The organism is Vibrio sp. HENC-03, from assembly GCF_000305755.2.
GTDB classification, from domain to species: Bacteria; Pseudomonadota; Gammaproteobacteria; order Enterobacterales; family Vibrionaceae; genus Vibrio; species Vibrio owensii.
The window spans coordinates 110,198-130,327 of sequence record NZ_JH976126.1; the positions used below are offsets into that span (position 1 = coordinate 110,198).

Here is a 20,130-nt window from a genome sequence, read left to right on the forward strand (position 1 = left end):
TATTTATGGAAATGATTGAGCCAACCATGCTGTTGGTGTTGGCGCTAGTCGCTTTTGTTGCTGGATTCATTGATGCCGTAGCCGGCGGCGGCGGTATGTTAACCGTGCCTGCACTGTTGTCGTTAGGGCTTCCACCTCATATTGCATTGGGCACAAACAAACTTGCCGCCTCTTTTGCGTCTTCTACTGCGGCATTTACCTACTACAAAAAGCGCCTATTTAAACCTCAATGTTGGGGGAGAGCATTTGTTGCAACCCTCATTGGCGCAACACTAGGAACATTGTTTGTCGATGCCATCAGTACACAGTGGTTAGAAAAAGTGTTACCTCTGATTATTCTTGCTGCTGCAATGTACACAGTGTTCCACAAAACGCCTCAGTCAACACATCAGAGCCCTACCCCTGAACCCTGCCCAATGCTAAACAAAAAGCAATACATGCAAGGTTTTACCATCGGCTTCTATGATGGACTGGCAGGCCCCGGGACAGGGGCGTTTTGGACAGTAAGCTCGATGGCTCTGTATCGACTCAACATCTTATTGGCGTCGGGCTTAGCCAAAGCCATGAACTTCACCAGCAACTTCACTTCTCTTATCACTTTTGCTGTTTTAGGTCATATCAACTGGGTGCTAGGCTTAACCATGGGGGTTTGTTTAATGGCAGGAGCCTTTGTCGGAGCCCATTCTGCGATTCGATTTGGCTCTAAATTTATTCGCCCTGTGTTTGTAACGGTCGTGAGCGTGCTAGCAATTAAGCTTGCTTATGATGCGTGGTTTGTGGGATTAACATGAACATTAAGCAACTTTCTGAAAACTTAGAGCAGATGTCGAAACAAGCCGCGATGCTTGATCGTCAACGTGGTGAACACCATGTCCACCTGTTTGATGAACGCTTATTTCACTGTCGCTCACGTTTACTGACGCCATGTGTAAAAGAAGCCAAAGCCACACTTGATGCAATCATACGTGAGCAAAACGAAGGCAAACTTACCGCTTTACGTGCAGAGTATTTAACTGAAAGGCTAGTGGCACAAATCACAGCAATTCAACGTGAGATATCCACTACAAAGATCCGCAAGGGTGAAATCAAACACAGCAGCCACTTTAGAAAGCCGATCAACGTAATGTATCAGGAGTTGGCGCAGCACCAAGAATGGGCGCGCCGCCTACGAGAAATGGTGTTAGAGAAGCAAAGAGCGGTCGAAACGGCTCCGAGCTTTGCGCGCGCAGAAGCGCAAAAAGTACTGTTGGCAACAGAACAACGACTAGAACGTTGTGAAGCCGCTTTGCTGAAGTTAGAAAACCAAATCACTCATAGGGAAAAGAACCAGTAATGTCAGAACAGCAAAACTCTCCTTTAGATGACGCACCAGCAGAGATCAAACTTGCTGTGGATTTGATTTACTTACTAGAAACCAATGAGATCGATCCAGAAACCGCGTTGAAAGCGATTAAGATTGTGCAAAGCGATCTGGAAAATAAGCTCAAAGCTGAATAAAGCGCTATCGGGAAACAAACACTTAAACACAATAAAGGGGAGCATCAATGCTCCCCTTTGTATTGCGCGGACAAGAGTGGCTCAAAATCCATTAGACTTTGAACTGCGCCATCAACGCCTGTTGTTGGTCAGATAACGATTCCATCTCTAAACCAGCACTCTCTGATGTATGAGCCTGATTGAGGATCTCGCTGCTAAGATCGCGGATATTCGCCACACTTTGATTCACTTCATTTGATACCGATTGCTGCTCTTCGGCCGCTCTGACGATCTGACTGTTCATGTCATTGATAGCAGCGATAGACTCAAAAATACTTTGCAATTCTTCTACGGCCATATTGACTTGTTCAGCTGAAGATTGTGCTTTTTGGTTACCCTCTGTAATAGCTCCCACTACCGCCTGTGTGCCCGTTTGGACACTAGCGATCACATCCCGTATTTCCCCTACAGAGCTTTGAGTACGACTTGCTAAATTTCGAACCTCATCCGCAACTACAGCAAAACCACGACCTTGTTCACCTGCTCGTGCGGCTTCGATAGCAGCATTAAGCGCTAATAAATTAGTTTGCTCAGAGATGCCCTCAATGACTGTCAGAATTTCTGTAATGCTTGCATTGTTATTTGCCAACTCTTCAACCACAGGAACGGCTTTCATCATAGTAGAAAGAAGCGCTTGCATTTGTTGCTCAGACGCTTGAATCACTTGCTGCCCTTTCTCGGCTGACTTGCTCGCTGCTGAAGCTGCATGCACCGCAACCTCCGCATTTTGCACCACCAGCGCCGCGGTTTGCGTCATCTCTTCAGCGGCAGTGGCAACGAGATCAACTTCTTTGAATTGTGCATCACTGCTGCTTCTTGTCGCCGCAACCACCAGCTTCGCATGTTCGGTTTTGTCCGCCATTTGCCGTGACGTGTCCACCACTTCTTTTATCGTGCTCTGTAATCGCGCTAAAAATTGGTTAAATGCGTTTGATAACTGGCCAATTTCATCCTGTGATTTCACATCCAAACGTTGGGTTAGATCCCCTTCTCCCGTTGCAATGTCTTCCAAGCGAAGTACGACCTCTCGAATTGGCCTTACAATGGTTTTTGCCAATAACGCTGTCGTGGCTAACCCAATTAGCACTAGAACAACACCGACACTAACCTCGATGATGATGCCCTCTTCCATGTTCGTCGTGATCAAGGTATCTAGCATGTCTGCATCAGCCAATACGGCGGAACGCGGCATTTCAAAGATCACCCCCCAAGTCTGGTTGGCAACTTGAATAGGAGAGAAAACCGTCATCCACTCACCTGAAGCGTTCCATTCCACTGCCGCTTCTCCCCCAAATAAGAAATCGGTTAGCTTATCGTTGGACAGGTTTGAACTGACAAAAGGTTGACCAATGGTATTCGCTGAATCATCCGACGCGAGTAACGTGCCATCAAGGCTGATCATTGATACGTTTCCGGCTCCTGCAAACAAACTTTGGTCAGAATTGGTCGCAATCTTCGCCAACTGATCCAAACGAAGTTCGATCCCTAAGAAGCCGATAGGAACGCCTTCCACAATTAAAGGAATAGAAATGGAAGTCGTGAGGAAATTGCCAGTGTCATTGCTGTTCAATCGAGGTGAAGCAATACACGTTTGGCCAGAAGAAATAGGACAATAAAAATGTTCAGCGTTCTCATTCTGATTCAGCGCTTTCTCACTGAGTGTCTTGGCGAATACATTTTCGCCGTTGTTTGCCTTTGACCAATAAGTTGCAAATCGTCCCGCTTCATTAGAACCCACATAGTCGGCACTTTTGTAGTTAGAGTCTTCACTGTCTAGCATGTCCGGATTAAACACCAAGTACGCAGCTTGTATCGCATCAAAACGCAAAACTGCCTGTCGAATCATTTCATTCAAAGCAGACCGAAGATCTTCACTCGCACCAAAATTCTCCTCTGAGTTAGATTTGAAGAATAACGCGTTCGCAGCCAACATTTCGGCTCTATACGTCGCTTCGTTGAGGTACTCAGACACTTCCGTCGCATTTAATAGCGCACGGGTTTGTAAAAGTTGTTCCGACTTTTCAACAACAGACGCACTGCTCTCTTGTTGCAACAATTTTTGGTTGCTGAGCGCGTTGTAAACTGAAAAGCCAATTAAAGATAAAGAAGTAACAAGCAGGCAAAGCCCGGAAAGTAACGTGATTTTCCACTGCACAGATAGGGTTCGCATACAACATCCTTATTCAAGCAAACTCATTTTTGAGACTCATTAAACCATACGCAGGCGCAATAGCAATTACATATTTAACAATTCTTTAAACTTAATTTGATCACATGAGAACCGTTTTCAGCTCGCCTTTGCGATGGTAACATCATGCTCAAACACGCCCTCTCAGAAGGATAAAAAATGAAAGTAATTAGCTTTAACATCAATGGACTTCGTGCGCGTCTGCATCAACTACAAGCGCTTATCGACAAGCACCAGCCAGACGTTATTGGCCTTCAAGAAATCAAAGTACACGACGAAGCTTTTCCAATCGAAGATGTCGAAGCGATGGGTTACAAAGTTTACTTTCACGGCCAGAAAGCGCACTACGGCGTGGCTATGCTATGTAAACAAGAGCCAATCAGCGTTCAAAAAGGTTTCCCAACCGACAATGAAGAACATCAAAAGCGCATGATTATGGCGACGTTTGAAGATGAGAACGGAGAGAAGGTAACGGTTCTAAATGGTTACTTCCCTCAAGGTGACAACATTGCTCACGAAACCAAGTATCCATACAAACGTCAGTTCTACAAAGATTTGATGACTTATCTGAACGATCACCACTCTAACGATGAACAATTGATTGTCATGGGCGACATTAACATCAGTCCAATTGACGCAGATATCGGCATTGGCGAACCAAACCGTAAACGCTGGTTGAAAACAGGCAAATGTTCATTCCAACCAGAAGAGCGCGAATGGTTGCACACCCTTCTAGATTGGGGCTTCGAAGATACTTTCCGTAACTTGCACCCAGAAGTCGACGATCGTTTCTCGTGGTTTGATTACCGCTCTCGCGGCTTCGATGACAACCGTGGCCTTCGTATTGATGTGATTTTAGCAACGCCATCGTTAGCAAAGAAATGTATCGAATCCGACATTGATTACGAACTACGTGGGATCGAAAAACCGTCAGATCACGCCCCTATTTGGTCTACTTTCAAATAGTCGAATCTCTTTCCCAAAAAGAGCGCCAATTGGCGCTCTTTCTTTTACGTATCAGAACAATAGGCATGTACTAGCTCAATGGTCTTAGATACGCCAAGAAACGTTTCTCGGCAATTTTAAAGCACCAAAGAATAATAAATGTCAACGCCATATAGAACAGGCCTGCCGTCAAGAAGGACTCAAACGGAGCGTAGTATCTTGAGTTCACCAATCGCGCGGCACCAGTTAGGTCCATGATGGTGATGATACCTGCAACCGCACTGCCGTGAAGCATAAAGATGACTTCGTTCGAATAAGCAGGTAACGCTCTGCGAAGCGCACTTGGCAAGATGATACGACGGTAAGTCATAAACTTGCTCATGCCGTATGCTTTTGCTGCTTCTACTTCGCCCTTTGGCAAACCATTGATCGCACCACGAATGATTTCCGCCGTGTAAGCCGAAGTATTAAGAACGAAAGCCACCATGGCACAGAACCAAGCATGCTCCCAAAGGGTGTCTTTCACTGGGAAGAATTGGTCCATACCGTAATAAATGAGATAAAGCTGCACCAACAGCGGCGTCCCGCGGAAAAAGTAAATAAACGCCCATGACGGCAAACTTAACGCGTAATTCGTGCTGTGACGTGCGATAGCTAATGGAATTGATACACATAGACCAATCACAAGCGCTAAAGCAACTAACCATACTGTCGTCCACAATCCATCTAGGTAGACCGGGAAACTTTCAATTATCAATGAAAAATCCATGGCTTACCTCGCGTGAATACTGAATTTACGTTCAACCAGCTTAAGCAAACCGGTCGAAACGCTGGTAAAGAACAAAAAGATGATCGCGACGGCCATATAGAAGGTGAACGGCATTTTGGTTGTACCTGCTGCCAATGAACTCATACGGACCATGTCTTCCAAACCGATGATAGACACCAAAGCTGTCGTCTTGAGCAACACTAACCAGTTATTACCAAAGCCGGGTAAGGCATGACGAATCATTTGTGGTAAGAGAATTCTTCGAAAAGACATTACGGGGCTCATGCCATAAGCTTTTGCCGCCTCCAACTCGCCTTTGTCTACCGCCATGATCGCTCCGCGGAATGTCTCCGCCATATAAGCGCCAAAGATAAAGCCAATGGTCAATACACCGGCAATAAACGGGCTGACATCAATGTAATCTGGCAAGTAAGACGTCCACTCGTGATCAGGATTACTAGAGGTAAACCATTCATTGAGCGTCTCGTTGATAGAGTAAAGACTGTTGTTTAATAGAATTTGACCACCAAAGAAGATCAACATCATCAGAACCAAATCTGGGATACCGCGAATGATGGTGGTGTATAGCGTCGCGATTGCCCTCGCCCACTTGTAAGGCGCAAGCTTTGCCAAGGCGCCAAGCATGCCAAGAACAACGGCTAAAATCAGAGAAAGTACGGCGACTTCGATGGTTACTAGCGCCCCTTTTAAAATCGAGGCTTCATATCCTTGTAGATCCAGCATAGGTGAGTTCCTAATCCCTAAAACTCAAAAATCGACCGTTAGCGACTTCTAGGAACAAGCTAACGGTCGCTTAGCTACGGCTTAGTCGCCGTAAACATCGTAGTTGAAGTATTTACCCGCGATTTCTTGGTAAACACCTTTTTCACGTAGCGCGTTAATCGCTGCGTCTAGTTTCTTCGTCAAATCTTTATCTTGTTTACGAACGGCAATCCCCATACCTTCACCAAACCATTTAGGGTCAGTTAAAGAAGGACCAACAAACTCATACGCTTCACCGCCCGCTTTGTTTAGTACGCCTTCTTCAAGGGCAGATGCATCACCCAATACAGCAGCGATACGACCGTTAGCTAGGTCTAGGTAGGCTTCGTCAAATGAACCGTAACGAACGATTTCGACATCGTCACCGTAGTTGTCCGTCAAGTACTTGTCATGTGTCGTCGCACGTTGAACACCAACTTTCACATCTTTCAGATTATCAAAATCTAAACCTGCGCCTTTCTTAGCGATGAATTTGTTTGGAATTTGAGCGTACTTACCTGTGAAGTCGACTTTCTTTTTACGTTCTTCAGTGATCGACATTGCCGCAATGATCGCATCGTATTTACGGGCAAGTAGAGAAGGAATGATGCCATCCCAATCCTGAGCAACGATCTGACACTTAACTTGCATCTCTTCACAAAGTGCATTTGCCATGTCTACGTCAAAGCCTTTGATTGAGCCATCGGTTTCTGTCCAGCTAAACGGAGGGTAAGCGCCTTCAATACCAAAGCGAACGGTTTTCCATTCTTTCGCTTGAGCCATACCAGACACTGCCGTCGCAGCAAGCGTTGCTGCTAATAACCACTTTTTCATTTCCATACTCCTGTGATTGCTTTTATTTGGTTTTGATTGTTGTGCTTAATAGATGGCAAAAGACTGCCACCCAAGAAATATTAGTAGATTGATGAGATAAATTGCTGTAATCGTTCCGAATCTGGGTTTGTAAATAGCTTAGCTGGATCTCCCTGTTCTTCCACTAAGCCTTGATGCAAAAACATCACATGGTTAGATACGTCACGCGCAAAAGCCATTTCATGCGTCACAACCAACATGGTTCGGCCTTCATCTGCCAAGTCTCGCATTACCCCCAAAACTTCACCAACTAGCTCAGGATCGAGTGCGGAGGTTGGCTCATCGAACAGCATTACTTCAGGGTCTACTGCAAGTGCACGGGCAATAGCGGCACGTTGTTGCTGACCACCAGAAAGGTGCCCTGGGTAGTAATCTTTGCGTTCATATAGCCCAACTTTTTTCAAAAGCAGCTCTGCGTTTTCAATCGCTTGCGCTTTAGGCACACCAAGAACATGAACCGGTGCTTCAATCACGTTTTCTAGAACGGTTAGATGTGACCAAAGGTTAAAGCCTTGAAATACCATGGCTAAACGAGAGCGAATACGCTGTACTTGCTTTTCGTTGGCAGGAACGGATTCCCCAGCTCGGTTATTTTTCATTTGGATAAGCTCGCCGTTTACCCAAATTTCGCCAGCAGTTGGGGTTTCAAGAAGGTTAATACATCTTAGGAAGGTACTCTTACCAGAACCGGAAGAGCCAATGATGGAGATAACATCTCCTTTATGAGCGGCAAGTGAAATGCCTTTAAGAACTTCATTCTGTCCAAATGTTTTGTGCAGGTCTTTGATATCTAGCGCTGGTACGTCATTCATTGCGCCTTACTCCCTGTGTTTTAATCACTGCAATAAGGGACTCCGCCCTCTTTGAATTGGAACAAACTATCACCACCCCAGAGAAGTTGCAACAAATTATTAACCTAAATAATTCGAATAGATAGATACAACAATCAAATGAATATGCAATATTTAGCGTTATATTCTTTTATTGTTGAATAATTGGCATAAAAAAGCCCCTCAATAGAGGGGCTAAATAAGATACAAAACTGTTAATTAGTTCTCTCTAAAAGCAGAGTTTTAGTTTGTGCAACTCGGTTTGACATATCACGAACTTGTTTCTCATTCATAACAATACCAAGCACATCTTCTTTAGTGTCTGTACCATTACCGTTAGCAAAAGCTGTTAAGAAGTCTGCTGCTTGTACATCACCTTCGTCTTCGGTGAAAACATAGCTTTGTGTGATCTGAGAGCTATTAGAGATCACAAGATCATCTTCAGCACCAGCAGGTACACTTGAGTAATCCAAATCTGGTACAACAATACTACGTTCAATCAGTGAGTAAACAGAGTGCCTTACCACATATGGCGTAGACCCTACAGTTGTACCTTCTTGGTAGCTTACGCGCTGCAGTCCGTTTTCGTTACCCAGACCGATACTATCTGATAGATCAACAACGCTATTTGACACACCTGGTTTTGTATTCTGAGTGTTGTTTACAGCAAACAGTGAAGCATCATCAACTACGATACTAAAGTTGTCAGAAACTTTGTCCGTATATGCTGCTTCCCATCCCGGAGTTGAGATTGTGCCATCAACACTGAATGTCCACACATCGCCTTTTAAAGCATCAGGGTGATAAAAAGCACTCGTCTTAGGCACTTCAGCTAGACGATAAGCAAAGTTTTTATAAATCGTATCAATATCAATAGTAGAAAAATTGATACCAGAAGAACTCACCATTGGAGTAGAAGGCGTACCAGCAAATACCATGCGATCGTCCGCCCAATCCTCAAAACCATATTGGTATAGAGAAGAACGAGCATCTGTTCGGTACTGAGCAACCATTGTTATTTCAGTGCTCACTGCTGGCAACACTTCGCCTTTAGTAAAGCGTGATTCGTTTGCCGTTACCGTCTCTAGCTGAGAATCAAAGTAGAACGTTGAATATGGGTTACCTACGGCATCTTCTGCCGCTTTGTAATCGAGGTTTGTTTTATTTACGATCGAGTCGTTGTTTCCTGTTAGACAGGTAGTGTTACTCACATTAGCATCGGCTGAAAGGTATACATTTCGTAGCGAAGAGTCGGCTTCCAACAAATCTTTTGAGAATGTGATTGCATTAATGATAGTGCCATTCACTTCTTGCACCGTCACGCTGCCACCATCAGGAATCGACTGTAGAATGATAGTCAGTTTATCATTGTTCGCCGTTACTAAGTCACCTTCACGGTTTCCTGACGCATCAGAGTAGTAAGCCGTTAGTTGACTATCAAGAACGCCACCTAGACGATGGTAGTTCAGCACTTGCTCTTCATTATTCACGTCAAAACGTTCATAAATCGTACATGAGCCATTACTTGCCAACGCTTGAGTTTTTGCTGCAACAAAGGTGAAGTTAAAAGGGGTTTGAGGTGCACCGCCGCCACCGCCGCCGCCGCCGCCACAACCGATCATTAATCCCGAAATAATTGCCACTAGCGGCAGTACTTTAAGCTGTTTCATGTCTTCTTCCTAAACTGAGCGGCAATGATTAGCCAAAAAATCGTCTCTGCTCGGTACTAAGCAAGAATGAAGCCAGCTTTTTATACAACCTATGAATGACATCAATAAATATTATTGAGCACTATTTCTGCAAAACAAAGTCTAATTTTATGCAACTTGTGTAATCGAATTACACACGAAATAACCATGTTGTTCGCATGCCAGACACTTTCTGTAGTTTTCTTTCACATCTATTCTTAAAGTGATCTAAATCAATCACCCCAAAGGGCTATCTTGCTAGACTCCGCCCCAATGATGAGGAATTTTTTGTGCCTCAACACAACAAGTTATTAGCTATGCTTAGGCACGAGTTATTCGTGCAACAAAATCTAATAATAGCTAGCATAGGAAGTGCCGCAGGAAGCGGAAAAACACAATTCAATTTAGAATTCATAACTTTTAAATATATGAGGAATCTATGTCAGACGCAGTGAATAAAGCGCACTCTGATTCGGATATCGAGACTAAAAGCTACCGCGAGCTTCACCGTCCATCATCTGAGTTCGCAAGCCGTTCAGACTACCTAGACCACGAACTACAAATCATGAAGCCACGTCGCTATGGTTTGAACTTACCAGGTCGTGACTTCCGCTTTGAGCTTGAAGACCTTGTTCCAGCACTTGCTGGTACTATCGGTATTATCGCAATGTACTCTGCGGTAATGATGTCTTGGGCTGAAGGTCTTACTGCTGCATGGGACCACGTTAACTTAGGCAAAGATTTTGCTATCGAAGTTGCTCGTGTAGAAATGCTTATCCCTGCACTCCTTTTCTGTGTACTTGCTTCTGGTTTTGTTAACCCTAAAGCCAACCTTGCAGGTAACCACGGTCCAATGATCCCTCTTATTGGTACCATCGCTCTAGCTGGTGCCCACCCTCTTGCATTGGCAATTCTAATCGGTGTATTTGGTCTTCTACTCAGTGCCTTGAAAGGTGGCTCCAAACTGGTGAACCTCACCTCAGAAGGTACAGCCGGCGGCTTGCTTATCTTCTTGGGCTTAACAGGTACCATGAGCCAAATTACTTCGATTCAAGAATGGGCGGTTGGTCTACAATCTTCTACTGTTGAAGCGGGCAGCATGGGTTACGTTGGTCTTATCGTACTTGCAGTGACTATCGCGCTATATGCGTTCCTTGCAAAAGTGAACAAGCGTTGGCTAGCAATTCCAGTATGTGCTTTCACAGGCCTTGCAATCGCGCTTGTACTAGGTGCAGGTTTCGATATTAAATTCGTAACTGAAACAGGTCTTCCTAACCTAAACCCAGTTTACTGGTGGGGCAGCACAGAAGAAGGTTGGATGCTAGGTCTTCCTAATATGGAACACTTCATCGCATCACTACCGTTTGCAATCCTAGCAGTAGCAATGTGGTCTCCTGACTTCCTTGGCCACCGTATCTTCCAAGAACTGAACTACCCTAGAAAGACTGAAAAAGTACTAATGGACGTGGATGACACAATGACTATGTGTTCTATCCGTCAGATGGTAGGTACTGCAGTGGGTGGTGGTAACATCACTTCATCTTGGGGTACTTACATGATCCCAGCAGCGATCGCGAAGCGCCCTATCCCTGGTGGTGCTATCCTTCTAGGTCTTCTAGTAATGATCATCGCAATCCTTGGTTTCCCAATGGACATCGCGGTATGGCCACCAGTAATGCGTGTTGCTCTTCTTGTAGGTGTATCTCTACCTCTACTTGAAGCGGGTATGCAAATGGTGAAAGACTCGAAAGATTCTCAAGCAGCAGGTATCTGTATCTTTGGTTCAGCAGTTGTTAACCCAGTTCTAGCTTGGGCACTAACGATGCTTCTAGACAACAACGGTCTAATTGGTGATAAAGAGCGTGCATCTCGCCTATCATTTGTAGACAAGATTGTGATCCCTGTAGGTGTACTTGTTATCTGTTTAGTCGCTATGCTTGCAGTAGGTATGCTAGAAGGACAATATGGCATTAAAGCTTGGCTATAATGGCATTCGTTCAAAAATTGTGTGGGTAGCGCTTGTCGCTACCCAATTTTTATTGAGTTTTTTTAGTATTTATTGATTTAGTTTAAGGTTTGCAAAATTTTTTTAGTGTAGCCTTGAATTGTGGTTGGGAAGAACCCACATTGTTAGCAGTGACAATATTTATAGTTTTATGAACCAAACTTTCTTATTTAAGACTATAAATATTGTTATTCATTAAGAGTGTACTGTTCTCCATTTGAAAGTGGAGATAGCTGGCTCAACGGCGAACCAGTACGTATTTTTTTCTACTACAAAGGTAGGTATGTCATGGCAGAGCAATTTGCTAAAGCTTGGGAAGGTTTTGCTGCAGGCGACTGGCAAAACGAAGTAAACGTTCGTGATTTCATTCAGAAGAACTACACTCCGTACGAAGGCGACGAATCTTTCCTAGTTTCTGAAGGTACTGAAGCGACTAACAAGCTTTGGGCTAAGGTAATGGAAGGTATCAAACAAGAGAACGCGACTCACGCTCCTGTTGATTTCGATACTTCAGTTATCTCTACCATCACTGCTCACGATGCAGGCTACATCGAAAAAGACCTAGAAACTATCGTAGGTCTACAAACTGAAGCTCCTCTTAAGCGTGCAATCATCCCTAACGGTGGTATCCGTATGGTTGAAGGTTCTTGCAAAGCTTACGATCGCGAGCTTGACCCACAAGTTAAGAAAATCTTCACAGAATACCGTAAAACGCACAACGCTGGCGTATTCGATATCTACACTCCAGATATCCTAGCATGTCGTAAATCAGGCGTTCTAACTGGTCTTCCAGATGCTTACGGCCGTGGTCGTATCATCGGTGACTACCGTCGTGTTGCTCTATACGGTATCGACCGTCTAATGCAAGACAAGCTAGCTCAATTCAAGTCTCTACAAGAGCGTTTTGAGAACGGTGAAGATCTACAGATGACTATGCAGCTTCGCGAAGAGATCGCTGAGCAGCACCGTGCACTTGGTCAAATGAAAGTTATGGCTGCGAAATACGGCTGTGACATCTCTCGTCCAGCTGAAACTGCACAAGAAGCAATCCAATGGACTTACTTCGGTTACCTAGCAGCTGTTAAATCTCAAAACGGCGCAGCTATGTCTCTAGGTCGTACTTCTACTTTCCTAGATATCTACATCGAGCGTGATATCGCTGAAGGTAAGATCACTGAAGTTGACGCACAGGAAATGATCGACCACTTCGTAATGAAACTACGTATGGTTCGTTTCCTACGTACTCCTGAGTACGATGACCTATTCTCTGGCGACCCAATCTGGGCAACAGAGTCTATGGGTGGTATGGGTCTTGACGGTCGTACGCTAGTTACGCGTTCAAACTTCCGTTTCCTAAACTCTCTATACACAATGGGTCCTTCTCCAGAGCCAAACATCACTGTTCTTTGGTCTGAGCAACTACCTGAAGGCTTCAAGAAGTTCTGTGCGAAAGTATCTATCGATACTTCATCAATCCAGTACGAGAACGATGACCTAATGCGTCCAGACTTCGAGTCTGATGACTACGCAATCGCATGTTGTGTATCTCCAATGATCATTGGTAAACACATGCAGTTCTTCGGCGCTCGCGCTAACCTAGCTAAGACTCTTCTATACGTTATCAACGGCGGTGTGGATGAGAAACTGAAGATCCAAGTTGGTCCTCAAATGCCTAAGATCACTGACGAAGTTCTAGACTTCGACGATGTATGGGGCAAACTAGACCATTTCATGGATTGGCTAGCTAAGCAGTACGTGACTGCACTAAACAGCATCCACTTCATGCACGACAAGTACAGCTACGAAGCTGCACTAATGGCTCTACATGACCGTGACGTTCGTCGTACTATGGCTTGTGGTATCGCTGGTCTATCTGTTGCAGCTGACTCACTATCTGCAATCAAATTCGCGAAAGTTAAACCAGTTCGTGACGAAGATGGCGTAGCAATCGACTTCGAAATCGAAGGCGACTACCCTAAATTCGGTAACAACGATGCTCGCGTAGATGACATCGCTTGTGAACTTGTTGAAGTATTCATGAACAAGATTCGTCAGCTTAAGACTTACCGTGACGCAATCCCTACTCAGTCTATCCTAACTATCACTTCAAACGTGGTATACGGTAAGAAGACTGGTAACACGCCTGACGGTCGTCGCGCAGGTGCTCCTTTCGCACCAGGTGCTAACCCAATGCACGGCCGTGACGAAAAAGGTGCTGTAGCATCTCTAACGTCTGTAGGTAAACTACCGTTTGCTCACGCTAAAGATGGTATCTCTTACACGTTCTCTATCGTACCTAACGCTCTAGGTAAAGATGAAGGTTCACAACGTGCTAACCTTGCTGGCCTAATGGATGGTTACTTCCACCACGAAGCTGGCGTTGAAGGTGGTCAACACCTAAACGTGAACGTTCTTAACCGCGAAACTCTAGAAGACGCTGTTAAGCACCCAGAGAAATACCCTCAGCTAACAATCCGTGTATCTGGTTACGCTGTACGCTTCAACTCTCTAACTGCAGAGCAACAAGCTGACGTAATCGCACGTACATTCACTGAGTCTCTATAAGACTGATTGAATTAGCACTTTGAGTGATAGAACAGAGGCCGATGCTGTAAAGCGTCGGCCTTTTTTTGTGTCTTGAACTAAAGTTGTGACATTGCCTAAGATTTTGTTCTCGATCTTCCGTATGATGCGCAAAAAGCTTGCAAACATCATATATGAAACTTAGTAAATTAATCGTCCTTGCCTTGGTGTCTCCAGCGGCACTTGCAACCACAAAATCCACAGTCTCTTTCACTTTAGATAACGATGGCATCTTCGGCGTAGACCAAGATTACACCAACGGTATTTTCCTTTCTTACGCAACCGACAAATTGCGTGAAGACTCCGAGTGGAAATGGTTTACCTTAAACGGCAACGGCCAAAGCAACGTAGATAAAATTGAGTTGGTACTGGGCCACAAGATGTACACACCTAGTGACATTGAAGCCGACTACCCTCTTGTTAATGACCGCCCTTATGCCGGCTACCTTCATACCGAAATCAACTACATCTCACTGACGCCAGACCAAGCAGTACGTTACAACTTCACCATCGGTGCGACTGGTGAGAGCTCGCTGTCAGAAAAAGCACAGGAATTGGTTCATAGCATTACGGGTTCAACCGATCCTCAAGGCTGGGACTACCAAATTGATGATGAGATTGCATTCAGCGTTGGTTACCGTGCATTCAACAAACTGATGCGCAGTGAAGGTGAAAGCACACAGTGGGAAATCACCAACGTAAACGACATTAATGCGGGTAATTTCCGTAGTGACGTTTCACAAGGCGTGATGTTCCGTTGGGGTACCAACTTAGCAAACAGTATTGGCGCGGCCAACATCAGCGTCGAGAGTCCATTCCACGCGAGTATGCTGGCTAAAAGCACTTCGAGTTGGTTCTTGTTTACCGGATTCGAGGGGCGTTATCGCTTTAACGACATCACTATCGAAGGCGATCGTTCTGGTCTTCCTGAACCATCAGACCAATACGATGTGACGCTACAAAACTGGCAAGCAAGTGCGGTTGCCGGTGCAACATGGTACAACCAAAATTATGGCGCAAGCTTAACCTTCACGATGAAAACACCGGATTATAAAGAAGCACAAACCGATGTTTACGGCACAGGATCTCTTTCTTTATTCGCCTTCTTCTAATTAAATGCCCCTATGCGGCGTGTGAGTTTTCATTCGCCGCTTTCTTTGCTCACTATCTCACCAACGAAAGCCCTCTTAGACTGTTTTAACCCTGCAATTTGTAATAAAATAACGGTCAGAATTTATTAAAAAATGAGAGCAAAAGATGTCAACAACTGGTCGTATTCACTCATTTGAGTCATGTGGTACCGTAGACGGACCTGGTATCCGTTTTATCGTCTTCTTGCAAGGTTGCCTAATGCGTTGTAAGTATTGCCATAACCGCGATACGTGGGACACGCATGATGGCAAAGAAGTTACGGTTGAAGAGATTATTGCAGAAGCAAAAACTTACCGTCACTTCATGAATGCATCTGGCGGTGGTGTAACCTGTTCTGGCGGCGAAGCGATGCTTCAACCTGAGTTCGTTCGTGACTTCTTCCGCGCTGCTCAAGCGGAAGGCATTCACACTTGCCTAGACACCAATGGCTACATCCGTAAACACACTGACGTGATCGATGAAGTGTTGGATGCGACTGACCTAGTCATGCTTGACTTAAAACACATGAAAGACGAAATCCACCAAGACTTCATTGGTGTGTCTAACCGTCGTGTTTTAGACTTTGCTCGTTACCTGCATAAGATTGGTCAAAAGACTTGGATTCGTTACGTGGTAGTACCTGGTTACACTGATGAACCAGAAGCTGCACACATGCTTGGTGAGTTCATCAAAGATATGGACAACATCGAGAAGGTAGAGCTTCTTCCTTACCACAAACTTGGTGCACACAAGTGGGAAGCGCTGGGTCTTGAGTACCCGCTTGATGGCGTTAACCCTCCGTCAAAAGAGACAATGGACGAAATCCAATCGATCCTTTCTCAATACCACTCAAATGTGAAATACTAAGCCTCGCTAGGCTATTGAATATTTTGAAGATACCAGCAGCTCGCTGGTATTTTTTTGTCTACACATTGCCAATTACACCAAACAAACTACCACTTTCGATGCCCTGTTAAAGCCGTATCGGACGTATATCAAGGTAGTAAACAAGAAGAAAACTCGTAGGAATCAGAGTTGGGATAGTACACATGGGTTGGTTTAATTTTGTCTCGATCATCATTGTTGGTTGGGTTTTTATCGCTTATTGCTTGCCAGATTGGCGCAAAGTCGTATGGCCAAAGATGGCACAAGAGAAACCTTTCCAACATTTGGTCTTCGCCACACTCTTTCTGCTCTGTATTTTGTGGTCTGCGCAGGCTGGTGTGAAAGATGGTCTTCAGATTCACTTTCTTGCGTTAACAACACTGACCATGATGTATGGCTGGCGAATCGCGTTTCTACTTAGTATCCCAGCCATGCTCGTCAACCATTTGCTGCATGGTATTCCACTGTCTATGTTACCTTCAGCATGGGTGCTTTCTGCACTAGTGCCAATACTCATCAGCTACCTAATTTTTCTGCTCAGCTACCGTTGCCTTCCACGTAACATTTTTGTTTTCATTTTTGTGGCTGGGTTCTTCAATGGAGCACTCACCGGTAGCCTGCATTTACTCATCAACTCGTTTTATCACCTTTCTGTGGGTCACTACGACTGGCAAACTATCCAACACAATTACTTTGTTTTCGTTCCGCTACTCGCCTTCCCTGAAGGCCTACTCAATGGGATGTCTCTAGCCGTATTGACCGTATTCAAACCAGAATGGCTGCGAGTATTTTCAGACCGAGACTATATATACAATCACTACCATAAATAAGCTGTCATCACCCATTAACACGGTGTTTGTAAACTGGCTAAATTCGACAATTCTTGCCATTTTTCATATTAAATATGTGTTGAGATCATGTTTCACCTTCGTCCGAAACGTTAACCTAAGCACATTAAAAATGTATTAGATTATTTAGTGAGGTCATCATGGAAATGTCAAACGCTCAACGTTTGATCCTATCAAACCAGTACAACCTAATGTCTCAACTTGACCCTAACAATGCGGCAAAATACAAGCGTCTACAAACTATCGTAGAACGTGGCTATGAGTTGCAAATGCGTGAGTTGAACAAAGATTTTGGCTGCATCACTGAAACAGAATGTCGTGAAATTATCGATATCATGGAGATGTACCATGCTATGCAAGAATCCAACAAAATGCTGGATGATGAAGAGCGTAGCAAAATGGATCAGCGTCGTCTTCAGTTCCTTGGCTTCGACATCGCAACGGAAGCACAGCAAGTGCATTACGTGCGCTTCCTAGTGGATTCTGAAGGTCTTTACCCTCAATTTGATAAAGCAGACCACCACTTTAACAGCCAAATGCCAATGTTAGACAAATACCGTCGCATGTTAAAAACTTGGCGCAACTGCCCTCGTCAGTACCACCTATGTGCAAACGAGCTGGCACAAATCTTTAGTGCATAATTCAGCAAGTATTTGAAAAGGAGGGCAAAGGCTCTCCTTTTTCTTTTCCCCTGTCACAATTAACCTCATTCCTGTCAGCGCACTTTTGCCTATCTTTCCCCCTGCTTACGCACGAATCACTCATTCCCGTGATTCAAAGCCAAATATCTGATTTCTCAGCCTCCTATTCACAGCACAAATTTTTCTCTCTTCAAACAGTGATTCAAATGTCACTTTTGCAATAAATTCATAATTGTTAAGCAAAATTGGAAATCCCCGACTAGGCTTAGAATGAGAAAGGGAGTGATTGAAAGGTACCTATCCATCGTTCTCCGTTGCAGTGAAAAAGTGTCCATAAAGCAAAGTCTTTGGTGTTGTCTAGCTTGCATTCAGTACAAACCAAACGAGATAACAGGACGTATAAGTTCATACAACGAAGGGCATATCAAGGATGGATAAGCCTGCGTCAACGTTCGTCGGTAGACTGACTAGTTAAAGGGGAAAGCGACATGAGTATTTTCGACCACTATCAATCAAGATATGAAGCTGCAAAAGATGAAGAGATGTCGTTACAGGAGTTTTTGGCCCTGTGTAAGGATGACAAAAGCGCTTATGCCAACGCGGCAGAACGATTGCTGATGGCTATCGGAGAGCCAGAAGTCATTGATACTGCTCAAGACCCAAGATTGAGCCGCATCTTCTCAAACCGAGTTATCTCTCGTTATGAAACCTTCAAAGACTTCTATGGTATGGAAGATGCTATCGAACAGATTGTTTCTTATCTCAAGCATGCTGCGCAAGGTTTGGAAGAGCGCAAACAAATTCTGTACTTACTCGGCCCTGTGGGTGGTGGTAAATCATCGCTTGCCGAGAAGCTAAAAGCATTGATGGAAAAAATGCCCGTTTATGTATTGAGCGCAAACGGTGAACGAAGCCCAGTAAATGACCATCCATTCTGTCTGTTCAATCCGACAGAAGATGGCGAGATCTTGAAGAAAGAGTACGGTATTGAGCATCGCTACCTACGTTCAATCATGTCACCTTGGGCAGCGAAGCGTCTGCACGAATTCGGTGGTGATATTACCAAATTTAAAGTGCTGAAAGTTCGTCCATCTATCTTGGATCAAGTCGGTATCGCGAAAACTGAGCCAGGTGATGAAAACAACCAAGATATTTCATCGCTGGTTGGTAAAGTCGATATCCGCCAACTCGAACATTTCTCACAAGACGACCCAGATGCCTACAGCTACTCTGGTGCATTGTGTAAAGCGAACCAAGGTCTGATGGAATTCGTTGAGATGTTTAAAGCGCCAATCAAGGTGCTACACCCACTCTTAACGGCAACTCAAGAAGGTAACTTTAACGGTACTGAAGGTCTATCGGCGATTCCATTCGACGGTATGATTCTGGCTCACTCGAACGAATCCGAGTGGCAAACCTTCCGTAACAACAAGAACAACGAAGCGTTCTTGGACCGTGTATACATCGTGAAAGTCCCATACTGTTTGCGCGTATCGGAAGAAGTGAAGATTTACCAGAAACTGCTTGAAAACAGTGAGCTGTCTAAAGCGCCTTGTTCACCAAGCACACTCGAAACTCTGGCTCAATTCAGTATTCTTTCACGACTCAAAGAGCCTGAAAACTCGTCCATTTTCTCGAAGATGCGAGTGTATGACGGTGAAACCCTGAAAGACACCGATCCGAAAGCGAAGAGTTACCAAGAGTACCGTGATTACGCTGGCGTTGATGAAGGCATGAACGGCCTATCAACCCGTTTCGCATTCAAGATCCTGTCTCGCGTATTCAACTTCGACCAAACCGAAGTGGCTGCAAACCCAGTTCACCTGTTCTATGTGATTGAACAGCAAGTGGAACGTGAACAGTTCCCTTCTGAAGTGGCAGAAAAATACCTTGAGTTCTTGAAAGGTTACCTAGTGCCTCGTTATGTCGAGTTCATTGGTAAAGAAGTTCAGACTGCTTACCTAGAGTCTTACTCTGAGTACGGTCAAAACATCTTCGACCGCTACGTCACATACGCAGACTTCTGGATTCAAGACCAAGAGTATCGTGACCCAGAAACAGGCCAACTGTTCGACCGCGCTTCTCTCAACGCTGAGCTAGAGAAGATCGAGAAAACAGCAGGCATCTCTAACCCGAAAGATTTCCGAAACGAAATCGTCAACTTTGTGCTTCGTGCGAAAGCCAATAACAATGGTCAGAACCCAGTTTGGACCAGCTACGAAAAACTGCGCACGGTAATCGAGAAGAAAATGTTCTCCAATACCGAAGAGCTACTTCCGGTTATCTCGTTCAATGCGAAAACCTCTTCTGAGGATCAGAAGAAACACGACGACTTTGTCGCTCGCATGATGGAAAAAGGCTATACCGAGAAACAGGTTCGCCTACTTTCTGAGTGGTACCTACGAGTACGTAAGTCATCCTAACCAGTTTGAGTTAGGTCGCTTGT

Annotated in this window: 17 protein-coding genes; 11 read left to right on the forward strand and 6 right to left on the reverse strand. The window is 44.7% G+C overall.

Annotated features, from left to right (window positions below):
- Positions 1–5: 5 nt before the first annotated feature.
- The 3 genes from VCHENC03_RS06905 to rsmS are packed head-to-tail and all read left to right on the forward strand — an operon-like array spanning position 6 to position 1,497.
- Positions 6–791 (forward strand): sulfite exporter TauE/SafE family protein, encoded by a 786-nt coding sequence (locus tag VCHENC03_RS06905; protein ID WP_005437454.1) that lies wholly within the window; start codon positions 6–8, stop codon positions 789–791.
- Entirely contained in the window at positions 788–1,333 is a 546-nt protein-coding gene (locus tag VCHENC03_RS06900; RefSeq protein WP_009707109.1) for a primosomal replication protein, read from the forward strand. The genes VCHENC03_RS06905 and VCHENC03_RS06900 overlap by 4 nt, the downstream gene beginning before the upstream one ends.
- Positions 1,333–1,497 carry a pleiotropic regulatory protein RsmS gene (gene rsmS / locus VCHENC03_RS06895; protein ID WP_009707110.1) on the forward strand — a complete coding sequence of 55 codons (165 nt, stop codon included), beginning with the start codon at positions 1,333–1,335 and terminating at the stop codon, positions 1,495–1,497. Before VCHENC03_RS06900 ends, rsmS begins: the two co-directional genes overlap by 1 nt.
- A 91-nt stretch (positions 1,498–1,588) precedes the next feature.
- On the opposite strand, the gene VCHENC03_RS06890 is transcribed toward rsmS, so the two are convergent.
- Positions 1,589–3,706, reverse strand: a complete 2,118-nt coding sequence (locus tag VCHENC03_RS06890) for a methyl-accepting chemotaxis protein (protein WP_009707111.1) — start codon at positions 3,704–3,706, stop codon at positions 1,589–1,591.
- 177 nt (positions 3,707–3,883) lie between these two features.
- On the opposite strand from VCHENC03_RS06890, the gene xthA reads away from it, so the two are divergent.
- Positions 3,884–4,690 carry an exodeoxyribonuclease III gene (gene xthA / locus VCHENC03_RS06885; RefSeq protein ID WP_009707112.1) on the forward strand — a complete coding sequence of 269 codons (807 nt, stop codon included), beginning with the start codon at positions 3,884–3,886 and terminating at the stop codon, positions 4,688–4,690.
- A gap of 70 nt (positions 4,691–4,760) precedes the next feature.
- Here the strand turns inward: xthA and VCHENC03_RS06880 are convergent, their stop codons facing one another.
- The 5 genes from VCHENC03_RS06880 to VCHENC03_RS06860 all read right to left on the reverse strand — a co-directional run bounded on the left by VCHENC03_RS06880 (position 4,761) and on the right by VCHENC03_RS06860 (position 9,573).
- Positions 4,761–5,438, reverse strand: a complete 678-nt coding sequence (locus tag VCHENC03_RS06880) for an ABC transporter permease (RefSeq protein WP_009707113.1) — start codon at positions 5,436–5,438, stop codon at positions 4,761–4,763.
- Positions 5,439–5,441: 3 nt separating this feature from the next.
- Positions 5,442–6,182: an ABC transporter permease gene (locus tag VCHENC03_RS06875; protein WP_005437461.1), complete on the reverse strand. Its 741-nt coding sequence runs from the start codon at positions 6,180–6,182 to the stop codon at positions 5,442–5,444.
- Between the two features lie 81 nt (positions 6,183–6,263).
- Positions 6,264–7,034 carry an ABC transporter substrate-binding protein gene (locus VCHENC03_RS06870; protein WP_009707114.1) on the reverse strand — a complete coding sequence of 257 codons (771 nt, stop codon included), beginning with the start codon at positions 7,032–7,034 and terminating at the stop codon, positions 6,264–6,266.
- 80 nt (positions 7,035–7,114) lie between these two features.
- Positions 7,115–7,885, reverse strand: a complete 771-nt coding sequence (locus tag VCHENC03_RS06865; RefSeq protein WP_005446708.1) for an ABC transporter ATP-binding protein — start codon at positions 7,883–7,885, stop codon at positions 7,115–7,117.
- Positions 7,886–8,118: 233 nt separating this feature from the next.
- A complete protein-coding gene (locus VCHENC03_RS06860; RefSeq protein ID WP_009707115.1) occupies positions 8,119–9,573 on the reverse strand; it encodes a hypothetical protein in 1,455 nt (484 codons plus the stop codon).
- A 457-nt stretch (positions 9,574–10,030) separates the two neighbouring features.
- On the opposite strand from VCHENC03_RS06860, the gene VCHENC03_RS06855 reads away from it, so the two are divergent.
- From VCHENC03_RS06855 to VCHENC03_RS06825, 7 genes are all read left to right on the forward strand, one after another.
- Positions 10,031–11,578 carry a DUF3360 family protein gene (locus VCHENC03_RS06855; RefSeq protein WP_005437465.1) on the forward strand — a complete coding sequence of 516 codons (1,548 nt, stop codon included), beginning with the start codon at positions 10,031–10,033 and terminating at the stop codon, positions 11,576–11,578.
- A gap of 306 nt (positions 11,579–11,884) precedes the next feature.
- A complete protein-coding gene (gene pflB, locus VCHENC03_RS06850) occupies positions 11,885–14,161 on the forward strand; it encodes a formate C-acetyltransferase (protein ID WP_009707116.1) in 2,277 nt (758 codons plus the stop codon).
- A 152-nt stretch (positions 14,162–14,313) separates the two neighbouring features.
- Positions 14,314–15,291: a lipid A deacylase LpxR family protein gene (locus VCHENC03_RS06845; RefSeq protein WP_009707117.1), complete on the forward strand. Its 978-nt coding sequence runs from the start codon at positions 14,314–14,316 to the stop codon at positions 15,289–15,291.
- A gap of 145 nt (positions 15,292–15,436) precedes the next feature.
- On the forward strand, positions 15,437–16,177 hold the full coding sequence (gene pflA, locus VCHENC03_RS06840) for a pyruvate formate lyase 1-activating protein (protein WP_005437470.1): 741 nt from the start codon (positions 15,437–15,439) through the stop codon (positions 16,175–16,177).
- Between the two features lie 182 nt (positions 16,178–16,359).
- Positions 16,360–17,025 (forward strand): energy-coupling factor ABC transporter permease, encoded by a 666-nt coding sequence (locus VCHENC03_RS06835; protein WP_009707118.1) that lies wholly within the window; start codon positions 16,360–16,362, stop codon positions 17,023–17,025.
- A 158-nt stretch (positions 17,026–17,183) separates the two neighbouring features.
- Positions 17,184–17,684 (forward strand): YfbU family protein, encoded by a 501-nt coding sequence (locus VCHENC03_RS06830; RefSeq protein ID WP_032802942.1) that lies wholly within the window; start codon positions 17,184–17,186, stop codon positions 17,682–17,684.
- Positions 17,685–18,172: 488 nt separating this feature from the next.
- Positions 18,173–20,107, forward strand: coding sequence for a PrkA family serine protein kinase (locus tag VCHENC03_RS06825; protein WP_005437480.1), 1,935 nt, complete (start codon positions 18,173–18,175; stop codon positions 20,105–20,107).
- Positions 20,108–20,130 lie beyond the last annotated feature (23 nt).